18 protein-coding genes are annotated in these 21,380 nt (G+C 71.1%); 7 read left to right on the top strand and 11 right to left on the bottom strand.

All coding sequences use genetic code 11. The features are described from left to right. Window positions 1-2: 2 nt before the first annotated feature. Window positions 3-3,398: a hypothetical protein gene (locus tag H6726_04735; GenBank protein MCB9656937.1), complete on the bottom strand. Its 3,396-nt coding sequence runs from the start codon at window positions 3,396-3,398 to the stop codon at window positions 3-5. Window positions 3,399-3,912: 514 nt separating this feature from the next. On the opposite strand from H6726_04735, the gene dnaN reads away from it, so the two are divergent. Genes dnaN through H6726_04720 form a run of 3 tightly spaced genes read left to right on the top strand, consistent with a single transcriptional unit; the run spans window position 3,913 to window position 7,751 of the window. After that, window positions 3,913-5,040: a DNA polymerase III subunit beta gene (gene dnaN, locus H6726_04730; protein MCB9656936.1), complete on the top strand. Its 1,128-nt coding sequence runs from the start codon at window positions 3,913-3,915 to the stop codon at window positions 5,038-5,040. Between the two features lie 39 nt (window positions 5,041-5,079). Continuing rightward, entirely contained in the window at window positions 5,080-6,915 is a 1,836-nt protein-coding gene (locus H6726_04725; protein MCB9656935.1) for a DUF2079 domain-containing protein, read from the top strand. Window positions 6,916-6,965: 50 nt separating this feature from the next. Further along, complete coding sequence (locus tag H6726_04720; GenBank protein MCB9656934.1) at window positions 6,966-7,751, top strand: hypothetical protein; 786 nt, start codon at window positions 6,966-6,968, stop codon at window positions 7,749-7,751. 72 nt (window positions 7,752-7,823) lie between these two features. Here H6726_04720 and H6726_04715 read toward each other — a convergent pair whose 3' ends face one another. The 3 genes from H6726_04715 to H6726_04705 all read right to left on the bottom strand — a co-directional run bounded on the left by H6726_04715 (window position 7,824) and on the right by H6726_04705 (window position 10,407). Beyond that, window positions 7,824-8,789, bottom strand: a complete 966-nt coding sequence (locus tag H6726_04715; GenBank protein MCB9656933.1) for a hypothetical protein — start codon at window positions 8,787-8,789, stop codon at window positions 7,824-7,826. Window positions 8,790-8,893: 104 nt separating this feature from the next. After that, a complete protein-coding gene (locus tag H6726_04710; GenBank protein ID MCB9656932.1) occupies window positions 8,894-9,154 on the bottom strand; it encodes a hypothetical protein in 261 nt (86 codons plus the stop codon). Next, entirely contained in the window at window positions 9,151-10,407 is a 1,257-nt protein-coding gene (locus H6726_04705) for a PepSY domain-containing protein (GenBank protein MCB9656931.1), read from the bottom strand. Before H6726_04705 ends, H6726_04710 begins: the two co-directional genes overlap by 4 nt. A 134-nt stretch (window positions 10,408-10,541) precedes the next feature. Here H6726_04705 and H6726_04700 point away from each other — a divergent pair, with 134 nt between their 5' ends. Beyond that, the gene (locus H6726_04700) at window positions 10,542-10,820 is read left to right on the top strand and encodes a type II toxin-antitoxin system Phd/YefM family antitoxin (GenBank protein MCB9656930.1); all 279 of its coding nucleotides are present in this window, start codon (window positions 10,542-10,544) and stop codon (window positions 10,818-10,820) included. Beyond that, complete coding sequence (locus tag H6726_04695; GenBank protein MCB9656929.1) at window positions 10,817-11,245, top strand: type II toxin-antitoxin system VapC family toxin; 429 nt, start codon at window positions 10,817-10,819, stop codon at window positions 11,243-11,245. The genes H6726_04700 and H6726_04695 overlap by 4 nt, the downstream gene beginning before the upstream one ends. 27 nt (window positions 11,246-11,272) lie before the next feature. Here the strand turns inward: H6726_04695 and aguB are convergent, their stop codons facing one another. After that, complete coding sequence (aguB, locus tag H6726_04690) at window positions 11,273-12,139, bottom strand: N-carbamoylputrescine amidase (GenBank protein MCB9656928.1); 867 nt, start codon at window positions 12,137-12,139, stop codon at window positions 11,273-11,275. Next, window positions 12,136-13,164, bottom strand: a complete 1,029-nt coding sequence (locus H6726_04685) for an agmatine deiminase family protein (protein ID MCB9656927.1) — start codon at window positions 13,162-13,164, stop codon at window positions 12,136-12,138. The genes aguB and H6726_04685 overlap by 4 nt, the downstream gene beginning before the upstream one ends. A gap of 88 nt (window positions 13,165-13,252) precedes the next feature. On the opposite strand from H6726_04685, the gene H6726_04680 reads away from it, so the two are divergent. Then, window positions 13,253-14,065 carry a CPBP family intramembrane metalloprotease gene (locus H6726_04680; protein MCB9656926.1) on the top strand — a complete coding sequence of 271 codons (813 nt, stop codon included), beginning with the start codon at window positions 13,253-13,255 and terminating at the stop codon, window positions 14,063-14,065. Here H6726_04680 and H6726_04675 read toward each other — a convergent pair. Continuing rightward, on the bottom strand, window positions 14,002-14,535 hold the full coding sequence (locus tag H6726_04675) for a redoxin domain-containing protein (protein ID MCB9656925.1): 534 nt from the start codon (window positions 14,533-14,535) through the stop codon (window positions 14,002-14,004). The two genes, H6726_04680 and H6726_04675, sit on opposite strands and share 64 nt — an antisense overlap. 315 nt (window positions 14,536-14,850) lie before the next feature. Between H6726_04675 and H6726_04670 the strand changes: the two genes are divergently transcribed. Further along, the gene (locus H6726_04670; protein MCB9656924.1) at window positions 14,851-16,149 is read left to right on the top strand and encodes a phosphodiester glycosidase family protein; all 1,299 of its coding nucleotides are present in this window, start codon (window positions 14,851-14,853) and stop codon (window positions 16,147-16,149) included. A 24-nt stretch (window positions 16,150-16,173) separates the two neighbouring features. On the opposite strand, the gene H6726_04665 is transcribed toward H6726_04670, so the two are convergent. From H6726_04665 to H6726_04650, 4 genes are all read right to left on the bottom strand, one after another. Next, window positions 16,174-18,165 (bottom strand): neutral/alkaline non-lysosomal ceramidase N-terminal domain-containing protein, encoded by a 1,992-nt coding sequence (locus tag H6726_04665; protein MCB9656923.1) that lies wholly within the window; start codon window positions 18,163-18,165, stop codon window positions 16,174-16,176. Window positions 18,166-18,268: 103 nt separating this feature from the next. After that, window positions 18,269-20,314 carry a right-handed parallel beta-helix repeat-containing protein gene (locus H6726_04660; GenBank protein ID MCB9656922.1) on the bottom strand — a complete coding sequence of 682 codons (2,046 nt, stop codon included), beginning with the start codon at window positions 20,312-20,314 and terminating at the stop codon, window positions 18,269-18,271. Window positions 20,315-20,364: 50 nt separating this feature from the next. After that, window positions 20,365-20,973 carry a hypothetical protein gene (locus H6726_04655; protein MCB9656921.1) on the bottom strand — a complete coding sequence of 203 codons (609 nt, stop codon included), beginning with the start codon at window positions 20,971-20,973 and terminating at the stop codon, window positions 20,365-20,367. A gap of 43 nt (window positions 20,974-21,016) precedes the next feature. Then, on the bottom strand, window positions 21,017-21,367 hold the full coding sequence (locus tag H6726_04650) for a hypothetical protein (GenBank protein ID MCB9656920.1): 351 nt from the start codon (window positions 21,365-21,367) through the stop codon (window positions 21,017-21,019). Window positions 21,368-21,380 lie beyond the last annotated feature (13 nt).

Below are 21,380 nucleotides of genomic sequence, written 5' to 3'. Positions count from 1 at the left end.
CCTCATGGCCCCACGCAGCGGATGACCACGCATCCGTCCCCGCTGTCGGGAGTCATGATGGCGGATGCACCCGCCGCCGGGTTCCCGCCGGTCAGGCCCATGCACAGGCTCCGGTCGAAGGCCGAGGCGTTCGCCGGGTTCCCGTCACCCGCGCCGTTCGCCGACGCCAGCGTCCCCGGCAGTGTCCCGTACGCGCCCGCGTGGCCGCCCACCTCGAGATCGGTCCCGGCTGCGCCAGCCGGGTCGCCCGCGCCGCCACCGCCGATGCCGATGCCCACGTCCGGGGCAGCCCCACCTGCTTGCCCCGAGCCATCGCCCGAGCCCGCGGCGCCCACGCTCTGGCCCTCCTGGCCCACACCGCCACCACCGCCGCCCGGGACGCTGAACGTCACGGTCGCGCTGCCGGTCTGGCGCACGGAGGTCAGCCCACCGCCCGTGCCGCCCGCGTTGAAGTCCATGAAGTCGCCGTTACTGGCGGACGCCCCCCCGTTGGCCGCGGTGCCCGCGAAGCTGCCCACGCCCGCCGTGCCGCTCGAAGCGTTGTTGTTCCACGCGCCACCCTGGCCGACCCAGACCGTGAGCACGTCTCCCGCCGTGACGGGCAGCGTGCCGCTCACGTAGCCGCCCGACCCGCCACGCTGACCGAGCTCGTAGGCGAACGTGAAGGGGTTCTCCGAGCCGCTGTTGCCGCCCGCGGCGCCCCACGCCTCGATGTAGACCTCGCTGCAGCCCGACGGCACGGTGAAGGTGCCCGACGGCGCGACGCCGTTCGTCGTGGGCGTGTCGATGACCGCTCGGCCCCCCGCCGCGCACAGCCCCGTCAGCCCGGTGCAGTTGCCCGAGTTCGCGCCGCAGTAGCAGTTGTTCGAGCTGCACTGGCCGTCGTTCATGCATGGGGTCCCGCCGAGGTCGACCATGCCGAGATCGGACGAGCCCATGTCCGGCGGACCCATGTCCACTGGACCCATGTCTGGCGGACGCTGCGACTCGAGCGTGCACACGATCTGAGGCATGTGGCGCGCCTCGCTGGGATTGAAGGTCGCGCTGATGCGCGACGTGGGCGCGATCGGCTGCCAGTGCTGGTCACGCTCGAAGAGGCAGGAGTAGCGCACCAGCGTGCCCCCGAAGTTCTGGGTGGGCTGGCTCGTGATCTCGAGCTCCCAGCTCGAACTGAAGGTGCCGAGCGTGATGGCACCGGACTGGTTGAAGCTCACCATCTGCGCGACGCCGTCGATCGTCTGGGTCAGCGTGAACGACGGCGGGCGCACGATGTGCCGCACGTAGAGCGCCAGCTCCGCGTTCGACCGGCCACAGCTCAGCTCCAGCGTCACGGCCTCCGTGGCGGTCCCCGACGTGGCGGGGCTCGGCGCGAACGAACAGGTCGCCCCGTTGGGCTGCGCCCAGATGCTCACGTTGTAGACGCGCGCGTTTCCGAGTGGGTAGACCGCCGGCTCCGTGGACGTCGCCGTGACGAAGCGGCGTGTCATGACCCCGTCTTCGACCACCAGCAGCTCAATCGACGAACCCTGCGCGAGCCCCGACGCGCGGACGCGGATGGCCTTGGTCTCCACGCAGCCGTTGTTCTCGCAGACGTTCGAGTCGCACTGAAAGTTGGAGAGGCAGTTGGGAGGGTCGTCGTTGTTCGCCCGGCAGGGCCCGCAATTGGGACCCCCGCAGTCGACGTCGACCTCCGACTGGTTCTGCCGGCCGTCCATGCACGTGGGGGAGACGCAAACACCCGCGTTGCACTGATACGAGCTGCTCCCGACGAAGGTCTCGCAGTCGGCGTCCACCATGCAGGCAGCGCCCGGACGACACCGCCGCGTGCAGACGCCTCCACAGTCGACGCCACCCTCTCCTGCGTCGAGCTGCTGGTTGAAGCAGGGGCCACCGTAGAGCTCGCTCCCGACGCGGAGACCTCCGTCCTCGGGGTCGAAGGTCGCGGTGCTGTCCATCCCGTCGCTCACGAACGTGTACGTGAACTCCGACATGTACGGGTTCGTGCGCGCGGCGTTCGGTCCGTTCGAGAGGAAGCCGATCGTGACCGAGACACCCGCAGGGACGCCCGAGAGGTCGATGCCCACCGTTCCGTCCGCGTTGCGGACGATCCTCACGCTCGTCGAGGCTCCCTCGATCGTGACGTTGATCGACGACGTGATCCCGTCGACGGTGCTCGCCGACGACACCCGGAGCGGCGTCCCGGAGGAGTTGGTCAGCTCGAGGTCGCCGTTGGGCTCGACGCTGAACGACCCGCTGAAGCCGGAGCTCTGGGAGCTGGCTCCCACCCCGGTGACGCGCGTCGCGTGGTTGCGCCCGGTGAGCCCGAAGCTCGCATCCCCCGTGCCCGAGGACCCCGCGACCCCGGTGAAGCTCACGTTCACCGGACCGTCCGTGCTGGAGCCTCCCGTCAGCTTGTAGTTCAGGAACCCGCGGCTCCCGCCACAGAGGGGGCAGCGGGTGAAAAGCGGCGAGATGGTGCCGCCTGCTTCGGTCACAGTGCCGCCCTCGACGCCGACGACGCCAGCGCCCGCATCGACGGAGACGTTCATCTGGCCGCTGTGCACGAGCCAGCCGCTCGCGGCGTCCGACGCGAAGGGCGCGCGCAAGACGCCGAGCCGCTCCGACACCGGCGCGACGTAGAGGTAGTTCCCGTTCGTCGCGGTCCCCTCGTAGCGTAGGGTGATGTCGTCGTTCACCCGCACGACGTAGATCCAGCGATTGGCCACCGTGTCGATCTCGATGTCGCGGAGCCGCTGCGGGAAGTTGCTGTCGTAGATGCGAAGGAGGTAGCGCCCCTCGCCGTCCCCCGCGCGGATCGAGACGGGCACCACGGCGTGGCCGGAGTCGAAGCCCGTCCCCGTTCGGACAGCGAGCGCGAGACGATAGCGTTCCTCGGCGCCCCGCTGGAGGGCCTCCTGGAAGAAGGGCACCGCCTCCGCTGCGGTGAGGCGCTGGTTGCTGACCGCGTCCGGCACGTGCTGCGTCGCCGTCCAATACGCCAGCTCGGCCTGCAGCGGCGTGTTCCCCTCGAGCGTGAGCTCCCCCACCGTCTCGGCGCCGAAGTCCCGCGGATCGAGGTCGCCTCGGTGGAAGAGCTGCGTGAGCACCGCGATGCCCTCGCTGCGTCCCTCGGCGAGCGTCTCGTTCACGGCGTCGATCCACGTCTGGGCCACGGGCAGCGTCACACACGGGAGGTTCCCGCCTTCGCAGACCACGTCGGCTCCGAACATGCGGGCGGCGGAGTCCCCGGTGAGCTGGACGATGGCGTCTCCCCCGACGTTCGCGAACGGGGGCGCGTCCCTACGGAGATCGAAGCCGACGCCGGACCCGCCGGAGCCACACCCATGGGCGAGGATCAAGGCGGTACATACGCAAGCGGCCTTCAGGAGGTCTCGCATCAAGCTACTCCAAGTCATCTCGTTAGGGGGGGTGTCGAGGACTCGCGAGCAAGCGCGGAGACCGTCGCCGTCATTGTTACCAATTTCACGTTCCGGTAGTAAAGTGCCAACCAGAAAATGCACTGCCAGTGAAATATCGCCTGCCGCGTGGAGCCGCGAATCCGCCTGCCATGGCCAGGGCACCCGACACGCGCACGGTGTCCGCACGAAAAAAAAGCGCGCCTCGAAACCTGTGGACAACCCTTGTGAGTGGCGGGGGACAACCCCTGTGGGTTTCCAGTGGATCACGTTTCACACAGCGCCTCCACGTTTTCATCCACACCCCGGGTGCTTGGCTAAGTGGAACAATATCGGTTACTTGCACGGCACATCACACTACTCACAGCCCCTAAGAAGAAGAAGAGATCTTTAAATTCCCTTTCATGATCTCTCTCCTCGGCACCCTTGCCCCCCGCTCGTGACCCGTCGCGATCCCCTTCGCCTCTGGCTCGTTTCGTAGTAGAGAGCGACTCCCATGGAGTTCAGCATCAGCAAACGCGACTTCCTCCGCTGTCTGGCCCGCACGCACGCGGTGGCCGACCGGAAGAGCTCGATGCCCATCCTGTCGAACATCCTGCTCGCCACCGAGGGCACGGACCGTGTTCGGCTGTCCGCCACCGACCTCTACCTGGGGGTCACCTCGCTCTCGGTCGCGGAGGTCAAGCGCGCCGGCAGCGTGGCCATCTCGGCGCGCACCCTGTTCGACATCGTGAAGAACCTGCCCGAGGGTGAGGTCAGCTTCAACGTCGGGGCCAACCACGCCTGCGAGATCCGCTGTGGCAAGGTGCGCTACAAGATCCCCGGCATGGCGGACGACGACTTCCCGCCGCTGCCCGTGCCCGAGAACGCCACCTTCGCGGAGCTGGACGCCACCCGCCTGGGCGAGCTCATCGGCCTCACGCAGTACAGCATGTCGCACGACGACACGCGCCCGCACCTCTCGGGCACGCTGGTGGAGATCGACGGCGGCAAGCTGCGCCTGGTGACCACCGACGGTCACCGCCTGTCGAAGGCGGAGCACAGCACGGGCGTCTCGCTCGAGTTCACCATGCTGGTGCCGCACAAGGGCGTGGCCGAGCTGAAGCGCATGATCGAGGAGGCTCGCGCCGAGCAGAAGGGCAGCGACGCGCCGGCCACCGTCGCGGTCGCCAAGACCAAGGGGCACGCGTTCTTCGTGCGCGAGGGCCTGAGCCTGAGCGTGAAGCTCGCGGACGAGCAGTTCCCGCCCTACAACAAGGTCATCCCCAAGCAGCAGAGCAAGCGCGTGGTGGCCTCCCGCGCGCGGCTGGTGGAGTCGCTGCGGCGCATCAACCTGGTGGCCAACGACAAGAGCGGCGGCGTGCAGCTGCACCTCTCGGCCGGCCTGCTGCGCGTGCAGAGCCAGAACCCCGACGTGGGTGAGGGCGTCGAGGAGCTCGAGGTGGACTACGCGGGCGACCCGCTGTCCATCGGCTTCAACGCCAAGTACCTGCTCGAGGCGCTCAACGCGCTGCCCCATGACGAGGTCGCGCTCGAGCTGAACGGCGAGGTCGACCCGGGCGTCCTCAAGCCCGTGGGCGACGGCGCCGACTTCGTGGGCGTCGTCATGCCCATGCGCATCTGAGCGCCCCGTGCGCGGTCGCTGAGCAGGTCGAGGTCCCGCGTGCGTCGCTTGGTGTTTGCCGCGTGGCCCCCCGTGCTGGTGTTCGGCGCGATGGGCTACCTGCGCTTTCGGAGCGTCCACAACCAGACCTTCGACTTGGCGTTCTATGCGCGCATGGCCTACGGGCTCTCGCGCGGGGACCTGTACGACCCCATCATGGGCGCGCACGTGCTGGGGCTGCACGCCTCGCCCGTGCTGGTCCCGCTCGGCTTCCTCGGCATGCTGTTCGGCACGGTTCCGGTGCTGCTGCTGGCGCAGACCCTCAGCGCGGGGCTGGCCGCGCAGGCGTTGGCCGAGCTCGGGATGCGGCGGCTCGGTCCCTGGGGTGCGCTGGCCGGGTTGGTGTTCGCGCTGCATCCCAACGTCAGCCACGTGCTCAGCTACGAGTTCCACCCCAGCACCCTCGCGCTCGCGCCGTTGGTGTGGTGCCTCGCGGCCGTGGACCAGCGAGACGCGCGCAAGCTGGGGTGGGCCACGCTGGCGGTGCTCGCGTGTCGCGAAGACCTGGCCGCCGTCACCGCGTTGACGGGTGCGCTCGCGTGGTGGCTGTGGCGTCCAGCGGCATCCCTCGACGGGCACCACGGACAGCGCGTCGCGTTGGCCGTCGCGCTCGGCTCGCTGCTGTATCTGGTGCTGTGGGTGGGGGTGATCATCCCGCGCTTCGCGCCCGTGGGCGGCTCGGTGGACCAGCACTTCGGACACCTGGGTGGCAGCCTGGTCTCGGCCGTGCTGGCGCTGTTCGCACAACCGGGAGAGGTGCTCTCTCACCTCGGCCAGCCGGAGAAGGCGTCGTTCTTGCCGCGCGTGCTGGCGCCGTTGCTCTTGTTGCCCCTGCTGTCACCAGCGCGCCTCTTGCCCGCTGCTCCCGTGCTCGCCATGCTGCTGCTGAGCCGGTTTCCGACCACCAGCGAGCTGCGCACCCACTACCTCACCCCCGCCTTGCCGGCCGTGTCGTGGGCTGGCATCCACGGGCTCGCGCGGCTGGACGCATGGTGGGGTGCCGATGGGGAGCGACGTCGCGCGTGGGCCCGTCGTGCGGTGGGCGCTACGTCCGTGGTGGCCTACGTGCTCGGCGGCTGTGGGCCCGGCGCGTTGCCTTGTCGGGTGGGCTCCTACGTCGACGACGACGCCACGCACGCGGCGCGCCAGGTGCTCGCCAGCATCCCCGAGGGGGCCTCCGTGCAGGCGCCCGACGCGTTGCTCCCGCACCTGGCCGAGAGGCGAGCGCTGCACCGCGCGGCCCCGCCGGAGCGCCAGGTGGACTTTGCGGTATTCGACGTCTCCCACCGCGCTCGCTATGTCGGCCAAGGCACCCTGCTACGGACGGCGGAGGAGCCCGTGGTGCGGGCGTTCATGGCCCGCGAGGATCGCGGCGTGCGGCTGTACGCTCCGCCGTACGTTCTGCTCGAGCGCGGACGCGACCCTCGGTCCGGGCTCGGGCCCTTCTTGGATGAGGCGAGCGGCCCCGTCGCTCGGCGCGAGCAGGACCTGACGGCGTGCCTCGCAGTCACCCACGGAACGCGCCTGCCCACCGGGGACGGCGTACGGCTGCACCTCGTCGCCCACGGGCCCTGCCCTTCGGACCTGGCGCTGCGCGTGGGCGAGGCGCTGCCGCTACGGCGTGTGACGCTGCTCTTCGAGGGCGCGCTGTCGCCAGCCGTGCTGCGCGCCGGTGACCGGGTCACGACGGACGTCACGCACTTGTCCGTGGCCCCGAGCGGCACGCCAGAGCGAGCCTCAGCGCCGTCCCTCCACGTGGGCGCGCTCCGTTCGAGCGGCGCGCGACCCGAACCTCACGACCCTGTCGCGGTGACGGTGCCCATCGTTCCTCGCTGAACCTTGCGCAGCGCGCCAAGCAACGCCGACGGCGCGGGGTATGATGAGCCATGCCGCACCATCGCCTCGCCCACGTGTTGTTCCTCCTGGGCTGCGTCGCAGTCATTGCACCGGCCTCGCGCGCCGAGGCGCTGTGCGCCATGCCGGTCCCCTCCGGGCGCATCGTGACGCCTCTCGAGCGGCCGGTCCCCCGCGATGGATCCCTGTTGGTGGCGCTGGACTATGGCTACGTGCGCGGTGGCGTCCCCGTCACCAGTGGCCCCAACGGAGAGCTGACGCTGAGCCACGCGGCCGCGTTGGTGCGCGGTGCCACGCGCATCCCGCTCACCCCGACCACGCTCCCCGGGGGTCTGGTGCGGCTTGACTTCGCGCGCGCGCCCGCGGACGGTGAGTACACGGTGGAGGGGCTCACCCCCGAAGGTGTCACGCTCCCGAGGCTGACCATCGGCGGCACGCTGGCGGCCGCGCCCGCCGACCCTGGGCTCGCTCGGGTGACGCACTTCGAACGGCGCGAGTCCCGCGAAGCGTCGCGCGGTCGCATCGAGCTGTTGCACTACGTCACGCGCGTGCGCCTGACGCGGGCGGTCCCAGGCGCCTACTCCTTTGTCGTGCTGGAGCCGGTGGGCGGCGGCGACGTTCAGCTCATCGACGTCGGCACGGGCGGCACCGAGCTCCTGGCCGAGGCCACCCTCGGCGGGCGCTGTGGCTCGCCCACCGTCACGGGACGCGGCCAAGTGCGCGTGGGCAGCGAGGTGCGGGCTCTGGTGGTCGACATGTACGGGCGGGTCTCGACCCCTGGTGGGACCGTACGGGTGCTGCGCGGGCGCGCTCCGTGAGCCCGACGTTCGCGCTGTGAGCTGCGCGGCCCGGGCCGGTTGCTCGGGCTCGGCGAGGCTGACGCGCTACCGCTACTGCGGCTCGACGAACAGCTCCACGTACACGGCGCCCTCCTGACACACCAGACGGCGGGAGCGCACGTCCTCCGCCTCGTCCAGCGAGAAGTCGCAGTGGAGGCGCTCGGAGAGGCCGGGATAGTCCGCGTCGTACAGCGTCACCCGCAAGAGCGGCAGGCCCGTGACGCCCCGCAGCACGCCCACGATGGGCTCGTACGCGTGGTAGTAGACGCCCTCGACCAGCGCCGTCGTGTAGGCGGGCGTGTTCCCGAATTCGAGCTCGACGATGGGGTCCGGCGCGATCGTCGTGTCGGGCCCGGGCGGGCCGGGGTCGTACATGACGTTCGGGTCGAACTGCGCCGTGGCGACGCGGAAGCGGAAGCGGGTCTCGTACTGGGACACGCAGACCCCAGTCCCCACGCACCCCGCCGCGTTGTCGGGGCAGTCGCAGACGTACTCGCGGCCGGCGGGGCCACAGTCGTCGCTACCGTCGACGCCGCGCGAGGGGGCGGTCGCCGAGCAGGCGCGCGGCTCGCAGGTACCCACCTCGCACGACTCTGGCCAGGTGCAGCGGTCACAGCTACCGCCCCCGAGCCCGCAGAACGAGAACTGGTCACCCGCGCGGCAGGTGCCGAAGCTGTCGCAGCAGCCCGCACAGGTCGCAGGCCCGCATGGCGGCCCTTCGTCGGGTGCGCCCATGTCGGTGGGCCCCGCGCTCAGGTCGGGCGTGCCCATGTCGGGTGTGCCCACGTCGGTGGGGCCCGTGCTCAGGTCGGGCGTACCCACGTCCGCCAGCCCGTTGCCGAGGTCCCGTCCGAGATCGACCATGGCGAGGTCGCCGCCCAGGTCGACGGGCGCGCTCTGGTCCGCGCCCCCGTCTGACAGTGCCTGGTCTGCCGCCTGGTCTCTGCCTTGATCCACACCCGGGTCGCCCCCTCCGCAGCCGGTGGCGTCCAGCGTCAGCAGGAGCCAAGTGGACATCACGCACACCACGTGGCTCGTACCACGTCGCGTCACCTCTCGGGGGGAAGTCGCCATCGGGGCGCCAAGGTAGCCGACACGGCGCGGGTTGGCTCGTCCGTGCTTCAGGACTCGTACTCGACGCGGCTCATCCAGTCGAAGGGTCCGTCGCCCGAGGCTTGCTGACAGGCGTGCATCGCCACGGCCTCGCCCAGGGTCGAGAGCAGCTCGGACAGCACGCTGGGGGCGAGGCGCAGGGTGACGGCGCCCATGTGCAGGTAGATGACGCCGCAGTCCGAGACGTCGACCGACGCGACGGCGCTCTCGGCCAGGCGCGTCTTCTTGCACTCGTGTGGGCGGCTGATGAATTTGCGGTTCGGGTTCATGTGGGGTCTCGTAGGGGTAGTGGGGAGAGAGGGAGGGGGTGGCGCTTCGCAGCGCGGACGTGGAGACGGCGGTAGGTGCCGTAGAGGCCGGCCATGGCGACGACGGCCGGCGTGAGGCCCAGCAGGGCCCAGAGCGCGCGCAGCACCCACGCGAAGGGGCCCGCGTGGGCAGCGAACGAGCCCACGTGCAGCGCCTCGAGCGCGCCCGTGACATGGCCTAGCGTGTCGGGGGGGTAGAGCCGTGGGGAGTGGGATGCTCCCAGCTCGAGCTCGACGGACCCCGGCGGCAAGAGGGGTGAGGTCCGGCTGAGCGCCACGAGCCAGGTCTGCCCGGCCTCGAGCGGCGGGAACAGCGTGGTCACGCCCGCTTCCGGAGACACGCGCCGGACGTGCGCGTCCAGGTTCGTGAGCTCGCTCAGGCGCGCTCGGACGAGCTCCCCGTGGGATCTGTCGTGCCTCTCCTCTGGGACCGTAGGAGCTTCGGGCAGCGCGGTGGTGTGGGGACCAGGTGGTCCGGCCTGCGCGACCGCCGGCGTCTGGCTCGGGACCGCCGCGTTCGTGGATGTCGCGTGTGCCCGCTGCACGCGCTCGAGCAGGTACGGGACGGTCTCGAGCCCGAGGTAGGCCCCGGAGAGACCCATCAAGATCGCGAACGGCAGCGTCGTGTAGGCCAGACCCCCGTGAAGTCGAGCACGCAGCGAGCGTGTGCGCCGCGTGGGGCGACGCCGCCCGTGCACCCACCAGCCTGTGACGAGCGCAACCAGCCACAGCACCCCCAAGACACCCACCAACGGTCGACCCCACGCGCCCAGCAGCAGGCGCACGTGGAACTGTCGCAGGGTATCGGCCACCGAGTGTGTCTCACCGTCGAGACTCCGCCCGCCGAGGACCGCCCCTGTGCGTGGATGGACGAACAGCTCCGTGGTGTAGGCCCCCTCGGAAACCCGCACCAAGCTGGCCGAGCGCACGGTCTCGGGCCTGTCCACGCGTAGCACCGTGGCCTCGGGCGCGTAGGCGGTCACGCCACGGAGAACCCTAGCGGGCCGAAACTCCCGCTCTCCTGCGGCAGCTGGAGAGATGCGGAGTGCAGGGGTCGTCAGCCAGTCCAGCTCAGCGCGGAACATCAGCAAGGCGCCGGTCCCCGCCAGCAGCGCGAGCCACAGCGCGAGGACGATCCCGAGCACGCGGTGGACCCGGTACACCCCCTTGCGGCGTGCCGCGAGGAGCCCCCCCAACGACTCCCACGCTCTCATGAAAACGACTTTGACTTTCATTTTCAACAAAAGGTACCCGAGAATGACGAGGCGTCAAGGGCTCCCGTGCACGCAGTCGCCGCAGCCGTCACCGTGGCCTTGTACAGGTGTACATCAAGGTGTACACTCTGCTCGTGACCAAGCGGTACTCCATCGCCGATGCGCGCTCCAACTTGCCCCGCATCGTGGACCAGGCGGAGGCTGGTGAGGCGGTCGAGCTGACGCGGCGAGGGAAGCCCGTCGCCGTCCTGGTGTCCGTGCACGAGTTCGAGCGTCTGCGTGCAGGGCGCGTGTCGTTTGGAGATGCCTTGCGGCGCTTCACCGCCACACACTCTCCGCAAGAGCTGGGCTCGGAGGACGACGCGTTCGCCGCGGTTCGCGATCGTGAGCCTGGTCGGAAGGTCGCGTTTTGACCGCTCGCTTCCTGCTCGACACCAGCATCGTCTCCTCACCCCTCTCGAAGCAGCCCAACGCCAGCGTGCTCCGAAAACTGGAAGAACACGGTCACGAGTGCGCCATCGCGGCGCCCGTTTGGCACGAGCTGACGTTCGGGTGCGCGCGACTCCCTTTGGGAAAGCGTCGTAGCGCCATCGAGGCCTACCTCGAAGACGTGGTGTTGGCGTCGCTGCCTGTGCTCCCCTACGACCATGCGGCAGCGCGCTGGCACGGTGTCGAGCGCGCGCGGCTCGAGAGGCTGGGGAAGCCCACCCCCTTCGTCGATGGCCAGATCGCGGCGGTGGCCCATGTGAACCAGCTGACGCTCGTGACGCTGAACGTGAAGGACTTCACCCGCTTCAAGGGTATCGAGGTCGAGAACTGGTCCAAGCGTGGCAGCTGAGTCGCCGGGGCGGACCCTGGCCGTCGCTCAGGTCTCGGTCAGCGCGCCGTACAGCTCGGGGCGCCGGTCGCGGAAGAAGCCCCAGTTGGCGCGGTAGCGGCGCAGCTCGTCGCGGTCGAACACGGCCATGCCCACGCCGATCTCCTCGCGGTCCATGTCCACGCACAGGTCGCCGCGCTGGTCGCAGATGAAGGACGACCCGAAGAAGCGCTGCTCGCCCTCGAGCCCCACGCGGTTGGCGGCGGCGACGGGCATGGCGTTGGCCACGGCGTGCCCGATCATCACGCGGCGCCAGGGGTCCCGGCTGTCCTGCTCGGGCTCCTCGGGCTCGCTGCCGATGGCCGTCGGGTAGAGCAGCAGCTCGGCGCCCGCGAGGGCCATGGCGCGCGCGCACTCGGGGAACCACTGGTCCCAGCAGATGCCCACCCCCACGCGGGCATAGCGCGTGTCCCAGACCTTCATGCCCGTGTTGCCCGGCCGGAAGAAGAACTTCTCCTCGTAGCCTGGCCCGTCGGGGATGTGACTCTTGCGATACGTGCCCAGCACGCTCCCGTCGGCGTCCACCATCGCGATGGTGTTGTAGTGCTGCTGGCGGTCGCGCTCGAACACGCTCACCGGGATGACCACCTCGAGCTCGGCGGCCAGCGCCTGCATGCGCTTGACCGTCGGGTGGTCGTCCATCGGGTGCGCGAAGTCGAAGAACTCTGGGCGCTCCTGCTGGCAGAAGTAGGCGCCCTCGAAGAGCTCCGGCGGGAGGATCACCTGGGCTCCCAGCTCCGCGAGCTTGCGAATCAAGCGCGACACCTCGTCGACGTTCTCGCTGCGCTCCGTGCGGCCGAGCGCGCACTGCACCACGCCGACGCGTAGCAGGTTCTCGGGCTTGTCGGTGGTCATGAGGGGGCTCCTTCGGCGCCGGGCGCGCGGGGTTGCTGCTGAGACGCACAGTGCAACCCCCCACCCCCCACGATCAATCCCCTCGTGGGGACCAGCACCACCTCGTGGTCCGGGAAGTGCGGGGCCAGCGCGGCGCGCGCCACCTCGTCCCCGGGCACCCCGTAGGCCGGCAGCAGCAGGGCGCGGTTGGCGATGTAGAAGTTGCAGTAGCTGGCGGGGGTCAGGAAGTCATCGATGATCACCGCACCCGGCGACGGCACCGTGACCACCTCCAGCAGCTCGCCGCGCGCGTCGCGCTTGCCGGCCAGCGACGCGATGACCTGCTCGAGCCCCTCGCGGTTGGGGTCCTCGGGGCCTGCCGGCGCCATGCACATGACCTTCCCGGGGGCGACGAAGCGCGCCAGCGTGTCGATGTGCCCGTCCGTGTGGTCGTTCTTCAGCAGGCCGTCGACGAAGTGCACGACCTTCGCGCCCAGCGTGCGCTGCAGCTCGGCCGCGGCCGTCTCGCGTGTCCAGCCGGCGTTGCGGTCCACCACGCAGTCGGTCACCAGGAAGGTGCCGAGCCCGTCGGTCTCGATGCCGCCCCCCTCCAGCACGAAGCTCGCGGCGGTGACGGGCACCCCCGCCAACCCGGCCATGTGGCCCGACACCTCGGGGTCCCCCGGCATGTCGAACTTGCCCCCCCAGCTGTCGAACACGAACGAGCGGGCCGCCAACCCCGCCGGCGCACCCGGCTCGAACACGAACACGCAGCCCGTGTCGCGCACCCAGCAGTCCCCGTAGGGCACCTGGTGATAGCGCACCTCGGACAGGGGCCCGATCAGGGCGCGGGCCGTCTCCTCGATGGCGGGCGTGCGCACCAGCAGCTCCACGCGCTCACCGGCCGCTACCAGAGCGCACGCGAACGCGGCGACGTCGGACTGGGCGTCCTCGAGGTGCCCCTGCCACTCGTCGGCCAGGTACGGGAAGGCGAGCCAGCACGCGTCGTGCGGGGCCCACTCGGCGGGCATGCGCAGGGTGTCCATGGGCCGAGGCTTCCCACGGACGGGCTTGCGGTTCAACGACTCGCGCCGCAGGGCCGGAACATCGCGCCGGCCGCGCTGTCGAACACCCATGCCCACCTCCCAGGCAGCGAAGCCCCGCTCCACGTTCGTCTTCTTCACGCTGGCCTTCGGGTTCACCTGGGCGCTCCAGGTCCCCGGCGCCCTCTTGGCCGCGCGCGGGAGGCTGGCGCCCGACAGTCCGCTGCTGGGCTTGGCCATGCTCGGCATCCTCGGGCCCGCCGTGGCGGCGCTGGGGCTCACATGGCGCGACGAAGGGCGGGCTGGCCTACGCCGGCTGCTCACGCCGCTGACCCGCGCGCGCGTGTCGGTCGGGTGGTACGCGCTTGCGCTGCTGGTGCCCGGCCTGGGCCTCACGGGCATCCTGCTGCTGCTCGAGCTCGCGGGGCGTGAGGGCGCGGTGAGCTACGTGCCTCACGTGGGTCTGGTGGTCTCTGCCTGCGTCATCTCGCTCGGCGAGGAGCTGGGCTGGCGTGGCTATGCCCAGCCGCGCCTCGAAGCGCGCTACGGCGTGTTCGGCGGCGCGGGCATCGTCGGGCTGCTGTGGGGCCTGTGGCACATCCCCATGTTCGTCGCGGCGGGCGTACCCCTCGCGCTGTGGCTGGTGCTGCTGCTGTTGTTCACGGGCGGCAGCCTCTTCTATTCGTTCATCCTGCGGGGCTCGGGCAGCCTGCTGCTGGTGGTCCTGGCGCACCTCGGCGCGCACCTGAACAACCCCTTCGCGGCACTGCCTGGCGACGCGCTGCCCCTGGTGGTGCAGTCTGTCGTGTACGGGGCGCTGGGCTTGGCGCTGTGCTGGCCTCAGCGGGCCATGAAGGCGTCCACCTGCTCGAACGGGATGTGGTCCGAGATGGCCGAGCCGTAGAAGACGTCCACCAGCGTGCCATCCGGCCCGATCAGGAAGTCGCCCGGGATGCGGTCCAGCGGCCCGTCTGGGGAGAGTCCGCCCACGTCCAGCTTGCGCGACTCGAAGAAGCTCCCGATGTTGCGCGGCGCCAAGAAGCCCAGCACGGAGCGTTCGAGCGCGTACTGCTCGTAGAGCACCATCTCGGGGTCGGCGATGATCGGCATGGGCGGCTCGTCGCCCTCGAGCACGTACTCGCGCACCTTCTCGCCTGGCGACTGGAACACCGCGACCACGGCCACGCCCGCCGCGCGCAGCTCCTCCACGCGACGGTAGATGGCGCGCACGCGCACGTTGCACAGCGGGCACGATGCGTAGCGGAAGAAGGCCAGCCACAGCTTCTGGCCCTCGAAGTCGGCGAGGGTCACGGGCTTGCCGTCCCAGGTGGTGGCGGAGAAGGAGGGGGCGCGCTGCCCGACGGTGAGTCTCATGGGCCGTTGGTATGCGCGATGGGGACAAGCGTTTCGCCGACTCGACCCCGAGGTGACGCCGGGGCCCACCGCGGGTGTGACGGCTTCACCCACCCGGCCTCGACGGAGGGTCATGAAAGACCAGCGACCGGCGGGCTCGCTGGGGCCACGCTTGGAGTCCACGTGGCAGGAGGCCCACAGGGGCGCGTGCAGCGGGCCGCGGTGGGGTGCCGGTGGGTCCTCCGGCGAGCCGGATTCCCGATGAATTCGACCGTGATCCGAGCTCATCCGGGTTGGATCCCGGCTTGCACCGGTCCCGGCACGATGACCTCTCCCATGCCCACCCCCGTCGAGCCGACCCCACGTGCCTCCCGAGCCGGGGCCACCGTCGCCTCGCCCACGCGCACGGTAACCGCCGGGACCACCGCCCTGCCGCGTGCCCTCGTGGCCCTGTCCGTCGCGGCGGCGCTGCTCACCCCGCTGCTGGGCGCCTCTCCCGCGTGGGCCGACGGAGCGGGCGAAGTGGACCGTCGCCGGGGACGACCCGTGACCCACGAGGACGTGTGGACGCAGCCCAACCCGGGCTTGCGCTACCTGCGGCGCACCACGTCGCGTCCGGCGGTGATCCACGCGCTGGTGGTGGACCTGCGCGTGCCCGGCGTGCGCGTCGAAGCCACGCCTCACGCCGACCGCTGGTCCACCGTGAGCGAGTTCGCCGACACCGGCCCTGGCTACGCAGCCGCGATCAACGGCGGCTTCTGGTCCAGCTTCGCCGACCCGTACGGATTGCAGGTGGGCGGCGGCGAGGCCTGGCCCTCGCTCGAGGACGATGGTGAGACGACCCTCTTCGCCGTGCGGGCCGACGGACGCGCGCGCATCACGCATCGCACGGGCCGCACGCCCACCAACAATCACTACCGCGCGGCGGTGAGCGGCATCCCCACGCTGGTGCGCGCAGGTCAGGTGGCGGACAGTGAGATCGACCGCATCGGCGCGGCCTATGGGCGCCACCCGCGCACCGCCGTCGGTGTCTCGCGCGACGGCCACACGGTGTTCCTGGTGGTGGTGGACGGCCGCCGCGGAGGCAGCCGGGGGCTCAACCTGTACGAGCTCGCCGACTTCATGCACGACATCGGCGCGCACGACGCGATGAACCTCGACGGCGGCGGGTCGAGCGCGATGTTCCTGCGCCGCGCGGGTGGGGTGATCAACGCGCCCAGCGGCGGTCGCTGGGAGGCGCGCCTGGGCTTCGGCAGCGACGAGGAGGCGCGCACCACCGAGGAGGGGGAGCGCCGTGTGTACGTGCGCGGCGTCGAGCGCGAGGTGATGAACCACCTCGGCGTCGTGGCCCCCGCCCCCGAGCCCGTCGCGGCCGCCACCAGCAGCGTGCTGGACGCGCCCGTCAGCACGCCCAGCCGCACGGTGGTCCTGCCGCCGCGCGTCTCCCGCTTCCGTTTCGGGCGCTTGCGCGAGTCGCTGCCCGTCACGCTCCCGCTCGGTCTCGCGACGCTGGGCGCGCTCGCGTGGCTGATGCGTCGTCGTCGGCGCTCACGGGCACGCGCCCGGTCGCCGAACGCCAACGAGAGCGCGCGCGAGGAGGCGGGCGCCGAGGGTGCGTTGCGCCTGACGCGCTGACGTCGGCGCGGGGGTCGTGCCAGGTCACGGCGCCACGCCCACGCCGAACGGAGCCGAAGCTGCCTCCACGCCAGCGCTGCGCACCACGATGCGGTAGGCCCCCGCCGGTAGCTGATCGGGCACCACGAACGTGATCTGGTAGTGGCCGCGGCGCAGACGGCGTCGGCCCTGCTGACGCACGATCAGATGCGGCCCGAGGTCGTCGAGCGCGTACCCGAGCGCGTCGCGTGCCGGGACGAAGCCCTCGGGACGGCGGTGCTCCACGCGGGCGATGGGCGACCCGTCTTCGAGCAGCAAGGCCGCGTCCGACGCTCGCAGCGCGACGCTGTAGGCGACGTGCCCTTCGTAGCGGTGACGCACGACGGCTTCCACCACGGGTCCGCGGCTGCGGCGCTCGTCGCTGAGGCGCTCACGGAACCTCACCCGGGCGCGGAGCGGGGAGGCGCTGACCGTCGGGTCATCGGTCGCGATGGACTGGGCGAGCGCCGCGAAGTGCGCTCCGAGCACTCGCGCAGTGCCCGGACCGTACAGCGTGGAGGCGCCTTCGTAGTGCTGGAGGCCGTACTCTTCGGCCGTGGTCACGTACTGAAGGTAGTCGTTGGCCAGCCCGACGAGCATCACCGGGCCGGGGCGCGCCGCCGCCACACGCTGACGAAGGCGAATCCCAACCGTGGTCGTGGCTTCGGCGGGGATGGCCACGATGGTGACGGGACCGACCGCCACGACCGACAGCGGGGCGCGGCTCGGAAAGCCATTGCTGCTGATGTTGCGGAAGGGCAACGGGGCGCGGGGCCCGTGGCAGCCCCCACGCGAGTCGTCCCGTGACCCTTCGCGCCAACGCGGGAAGCGGTAGAAGCCCGTGCGCCCTTCCTCGCTGCCACCGGCCGAGGCTCGGCCTAGCTCGGGGTGTGCGCACAGGCGCGCGCCGTCACCCGTGGCCCGCGACAGGCTCAGGTCCTCGAACGCTGCGGCGACACGCGGCGCGTCGACCGGCGTTCTGCGCGCGATGGCCGCGAGCACGCGCGTGCCGAGCGCGCGGCCCAGGTGCAGCGACTCGTCGAAGCGCTGCGTCACGTAGTCCGGCCGCACGTCCCCTTCGGCGCCGTTGGCCAGCACCGCGACGAACCCAGGCGCGCCCACGCCCGCTTCGATCGTGCGCACCGCTTCGCCGAAGAGGTCGGCGTGGTAGAGGTCGTTGGTGTTCGGGACGCTCGTCGCGTGCACCGGATAGCTCGCATAGATGGCGAGTGGGTGAGGGGCGCCGTCCCCGAGCGCTTCGACCACCAACATCGAGAGCATGCCCTCGACCTCGGCGTACGGGTCGCGCAGGGGCGTGTCGCAGGTCGTGGCCAGCGCGCCCATCGGCGCGGTGTTGAGGCAGTGGGCTTCGAGGCTGCGGTTCTGCCCGATGGCGCGCTCCGCGTCGCTGGGTCCCACCAGGCGCTCCTCGACGGTGGATAGGCGCGCGGGTTCGAGCCGAGCGGTCGCGTCGACGATGGCCCCCGCGATGCGGGTCGCGAGCCGGTCGGTGACCCGTGGGTCGTAGCCGGTGACCTGCGACGAGAAGCCGCCCGCGTAGTTTCCGTCTGCGAAGTAGTGTGCGGGGCCCGCGTGCGTGTGGGTGGCCGAGAGCACGATGCGCTCGAGCCCGAGACCCGTCGCCGCGTGCACGCGCATCGCGACCTCGCGGTGGAGCGCCGCCGAGATGGCCGCCAGGTCACACGCGACCAGCGCCACCCGGCTCCCCTGCGCGTCCTCCAACACCAGCGCGCGGCAACGCAGGCGGCCCCGATGACCTCGCGCGCGCCGGGCCTCCGGACCGTGGCCGAAGAGCCCCAGGCCCGGGGGCGGGGTGACGTCCACCGTGGCCGCGGCGGCGCGCAGACCCCCCGTGCCAGTGCGGGTGCTCGTCGTCCTGGGCGCCCCGAGCACGAGCGTCGGCGCGCACCCTCCTCCGAGGCACGACGCGACGACCGTCACGAAGACACCCGCGACGAAGGCCCTCTTGGTGCTCATCGCGCCAGGATACGCACGACGCGCTGCGGGGGGCCACATCACGGCGTCGCGCCCGCCCCCGCGGCGCACGTCCAAGCGCGGAAGCGCGACGGTGACGCGGGTCCTATCCCCGGCGCGCGTAGCGCTTGCGCCGCACCACGAGCCCCAACGCGACCAACGCCAACCAGCGCGCGCTCGTGTCGGCGTCCGTGGTGACCGTGCAGCCGCCACCCCCGCCACCCCCGCTACCCGGGCCGCCGTCACGTCCGCTGGTGCCGCCATCGGTCCCGATCGGGCCGCCGTCGGTTCCACCGGTCCCGGCGTCGCCGCCGAGCCCTCCGTCCGGTCCCGTGGCGACGTCGTCATCCTCGATGGTGAGCGTCGCCTCGGCCGGGTTGCCTGCGATCAGCCGCACCGGGGTGAGCCGCACGGTCAGGGTCTCGTCGCTCTCGGTCGCGCTGTCGTCCAGCAGCGCCACGTCGATGGTCTTGTCCGCGCCGTCACCCGCCGCCCACTGCAGGGTCCCGCTGGCGTCCGTGTAGTCGCTGCCCGCCGTCGCGCTGCCGGCCACGAGCGCCCACGGCACGTCGAGCGCCGCGGTCGTGGACCCGCTGCGCGTGACCGTCAGGCTGACGGTCCCATCGCCTTCCGAGGCCGTCACGCTGGCGCTGGCGAAGCCGACGGTCCCCAGACCACCCGCCTCGATGGCCCCGATGTCGCAGCGCGCAGAGCCGCTGCCCCCGTCCACGGCGCGCGTCCCGCCCGCCTGGTCCGTCGTGAGCACGATGTTCGGGGTCGCGACGAAGCTCGCGTTGACCCGCGTGTGGCGACAGCCACCTGGGTCGCCCCCGTCCACCAGCGGGCTGCCGCTGCCCGGGGGCAGGTAGCGCGGCTCCTGAGCGGCGCCGAGCAGCACGTCGAACATCGGATCGGCCAGCGTCGCGGCGGCGCCCGTGGTGTCGTTGCCGCCCCAGCCGCAGCCGTTTCCGTCGCCCACGAAGTTGTAGCCACCGCTCGTGAACGCGGCGACGGTGCTGCAGTCCGGCTCGTCCCCGGACGACACCGTGTTGCCGGTCATCACCGAGTTGCGCACCGTGCCCGTGCCCAGCGTGCGCAGCCCGGCGTAGGCGCCGTTGGTGCTGGAGTTGCCGACGATGGTCACGTTGCTGACCTCCCAGGTGTTGGTCAGCAACACGGCGCCGCCCGCGCCCGAGCGGTTCCCGTAGAACAGGCTGTTCGACACGTAGTTGTTGGTCTGGCGCGCGTACACCGCCCCGCCCGCGCCCGTGTTCGAGTAGCTGGCCTCGTTGTCGATGAAGGTGCAGCCCTCCACCACGCCCACCGCGCCGTCGTCCAGGAAGAGGCCGGCGCCCGGTCCGTTGCTCGAGTTGCTCTCGAACACCGAGTCGCGCACCGCGACGCTGTTGTTCGCGTAGCGCACCATGACCGCGCCGCCGCCGGCCGCGCCGACCGACTCGTTCTCGAAGAAGGTGGAGCTCTCGATGACGACCGAGAGCCCGGCGGTGCCGCCCTGCGCGTAGATCGCGCCGCCGTTGCCTTGGGCGTAGTTGCCCCGGAAGTACGTGTCGCGGAACGTGATGGCGCCCGTGGCCGTGATGTAGACGGCGCCGCCGTTGGTGTCCGCGGTGAACACCGCGACGTTGTCGAGGAAGCGCACGTCGTCGAATGTCACCGAGGTGGGCGCGCCCGAGAGCCACACGGACCCGCCAAACGCCCCCGGGCGCCCGTTCTGGAGGGTGAGCCCCTCGAAGCTGTATGCCCCTGCTGCGCCCTGGACCCAGAAGTGGCGCACCGTGTCCGAGCGGTCGATGGTGAGCTGCCCCGAGCCGGGTCCTTGGATGCGCACTTCGTTGGTGATGAGCAGCTGGCTCCCGATCATGATCGTGCCCGTCGCCGTGATCCGGATGAGGTCGCGCGCGCCGCCCGTGCTGGCGTTGGCTTCCGAGATGGCCGCGCGCAGCGTGCACTGGAGCCCGGGTGTGGACGCGTCCGAGTCGCACACGGAGTCGATCACGGCGTCGTCTGCGTCCCCCAAGCTGTTGACCGTGAAGGTCGCAGCGGACGCCTCCGAGGGAGCGACAAAGGTCCAGGTGGAGATGACCGCGCCCACGAGGACACAGACACGGCGCGCATGCTGGCTCTTGCTCATGTCGGACACCCTACCACGTGGTGCGCGGAGGGGTGCCCTCGCCCGCCCGCTCAGAAGGTGAGGCCCACCTGGAGTCCGACGGGCCAGTTCACGCGGGCGACGAACGCCACCCGCGGCGGCGCGAAGTGGTAGCGGAAGCCCACGCCGCCGACCGGCGCGGCCGTGACACAGACGTCGTCTCGCCCGTTGCGGTCCCAGCAGTCGTGGATGCTGACGGTGAAGCCCAGCTCCGGGAAGACGGAGATCTTGTCGCCGAGGTAGAGGTTCCAGTTGGCCGTGGCGACCGTCCAGATGGACCAGTCCCCGTACCACTGGCCCCAGCCGCGGCCGTAGCCGGGGCGGGCTCCGTCGTAGGCACGGTCACGCCAACGCAGCGCGGTGAAGTCACCGCCCACGCTGAGCGCGAATTCGTCGTCCAGCTTGTCCGTGAAGCCGTCCGGCAGCAGGGGGATGTCCACCCGCATGCCGGCGCCGAGCGCCTGATAGTAGCCGAGCGTGCCGTGGACCTCGATGCGCACGCCATGGATGCCGTTGCCCTGGACGTTGCCGCGTGGCTGAGCGAACGCGAAGGACGGGAACGCGAGTGCGCCGAGGGCCGTGACGGTGACGACGCTGACGATGGAGAGCACGACGGAGAAGCGGAGCGCACGGTGATGCATGGCGCGGACAGTAGTGGGCGGGTCTCCCCGTGGCAAACGGCGTTCAGGCGGCGCTGGGGTGGGAGGCCCACCACGCCGCGGCCTGCTCCGAGTCCCACGGGTCGTCAGGGCTCGCATCGCGGAGGCGCCGGGCGAGCTCCTTGGCCGTCCGGGGGCGCGCGCTCGGGTCCTTGCTCAAGCAGCTGTGCACCACGCGCGCGAGCGCGGGCGGGACACCCGGGGCGACGCTCTCGAGGGGTTCGGGCTCGAGCGTCATCTGGGCGACGATGACGGTGACGCCGCCGAGTCGGGCAGCCCTGCGCGCGATGGCGACCGAACCCGTGCCGAGGTCCGACTCGCGTCGTTCGGTGTTCGATCGCGAGGGGTCCTCGGCACGCGCACCCGACTGTGACACCCTGGCCTCAGCG

It is taken from the genome of Sandaracinaceae bacterium, assembly GCA_020633055.1.
GTDB lineage: Bacteria > Myxococcota_A > Polyangia > Polyangiales > Houyiibacteriaceae > JADJJE01.
The sequence above is the reverse complement of the archived record's forward strand: the minus strand, read 5'-3'. Positions and strand labels throughout refer to the sequence as shown.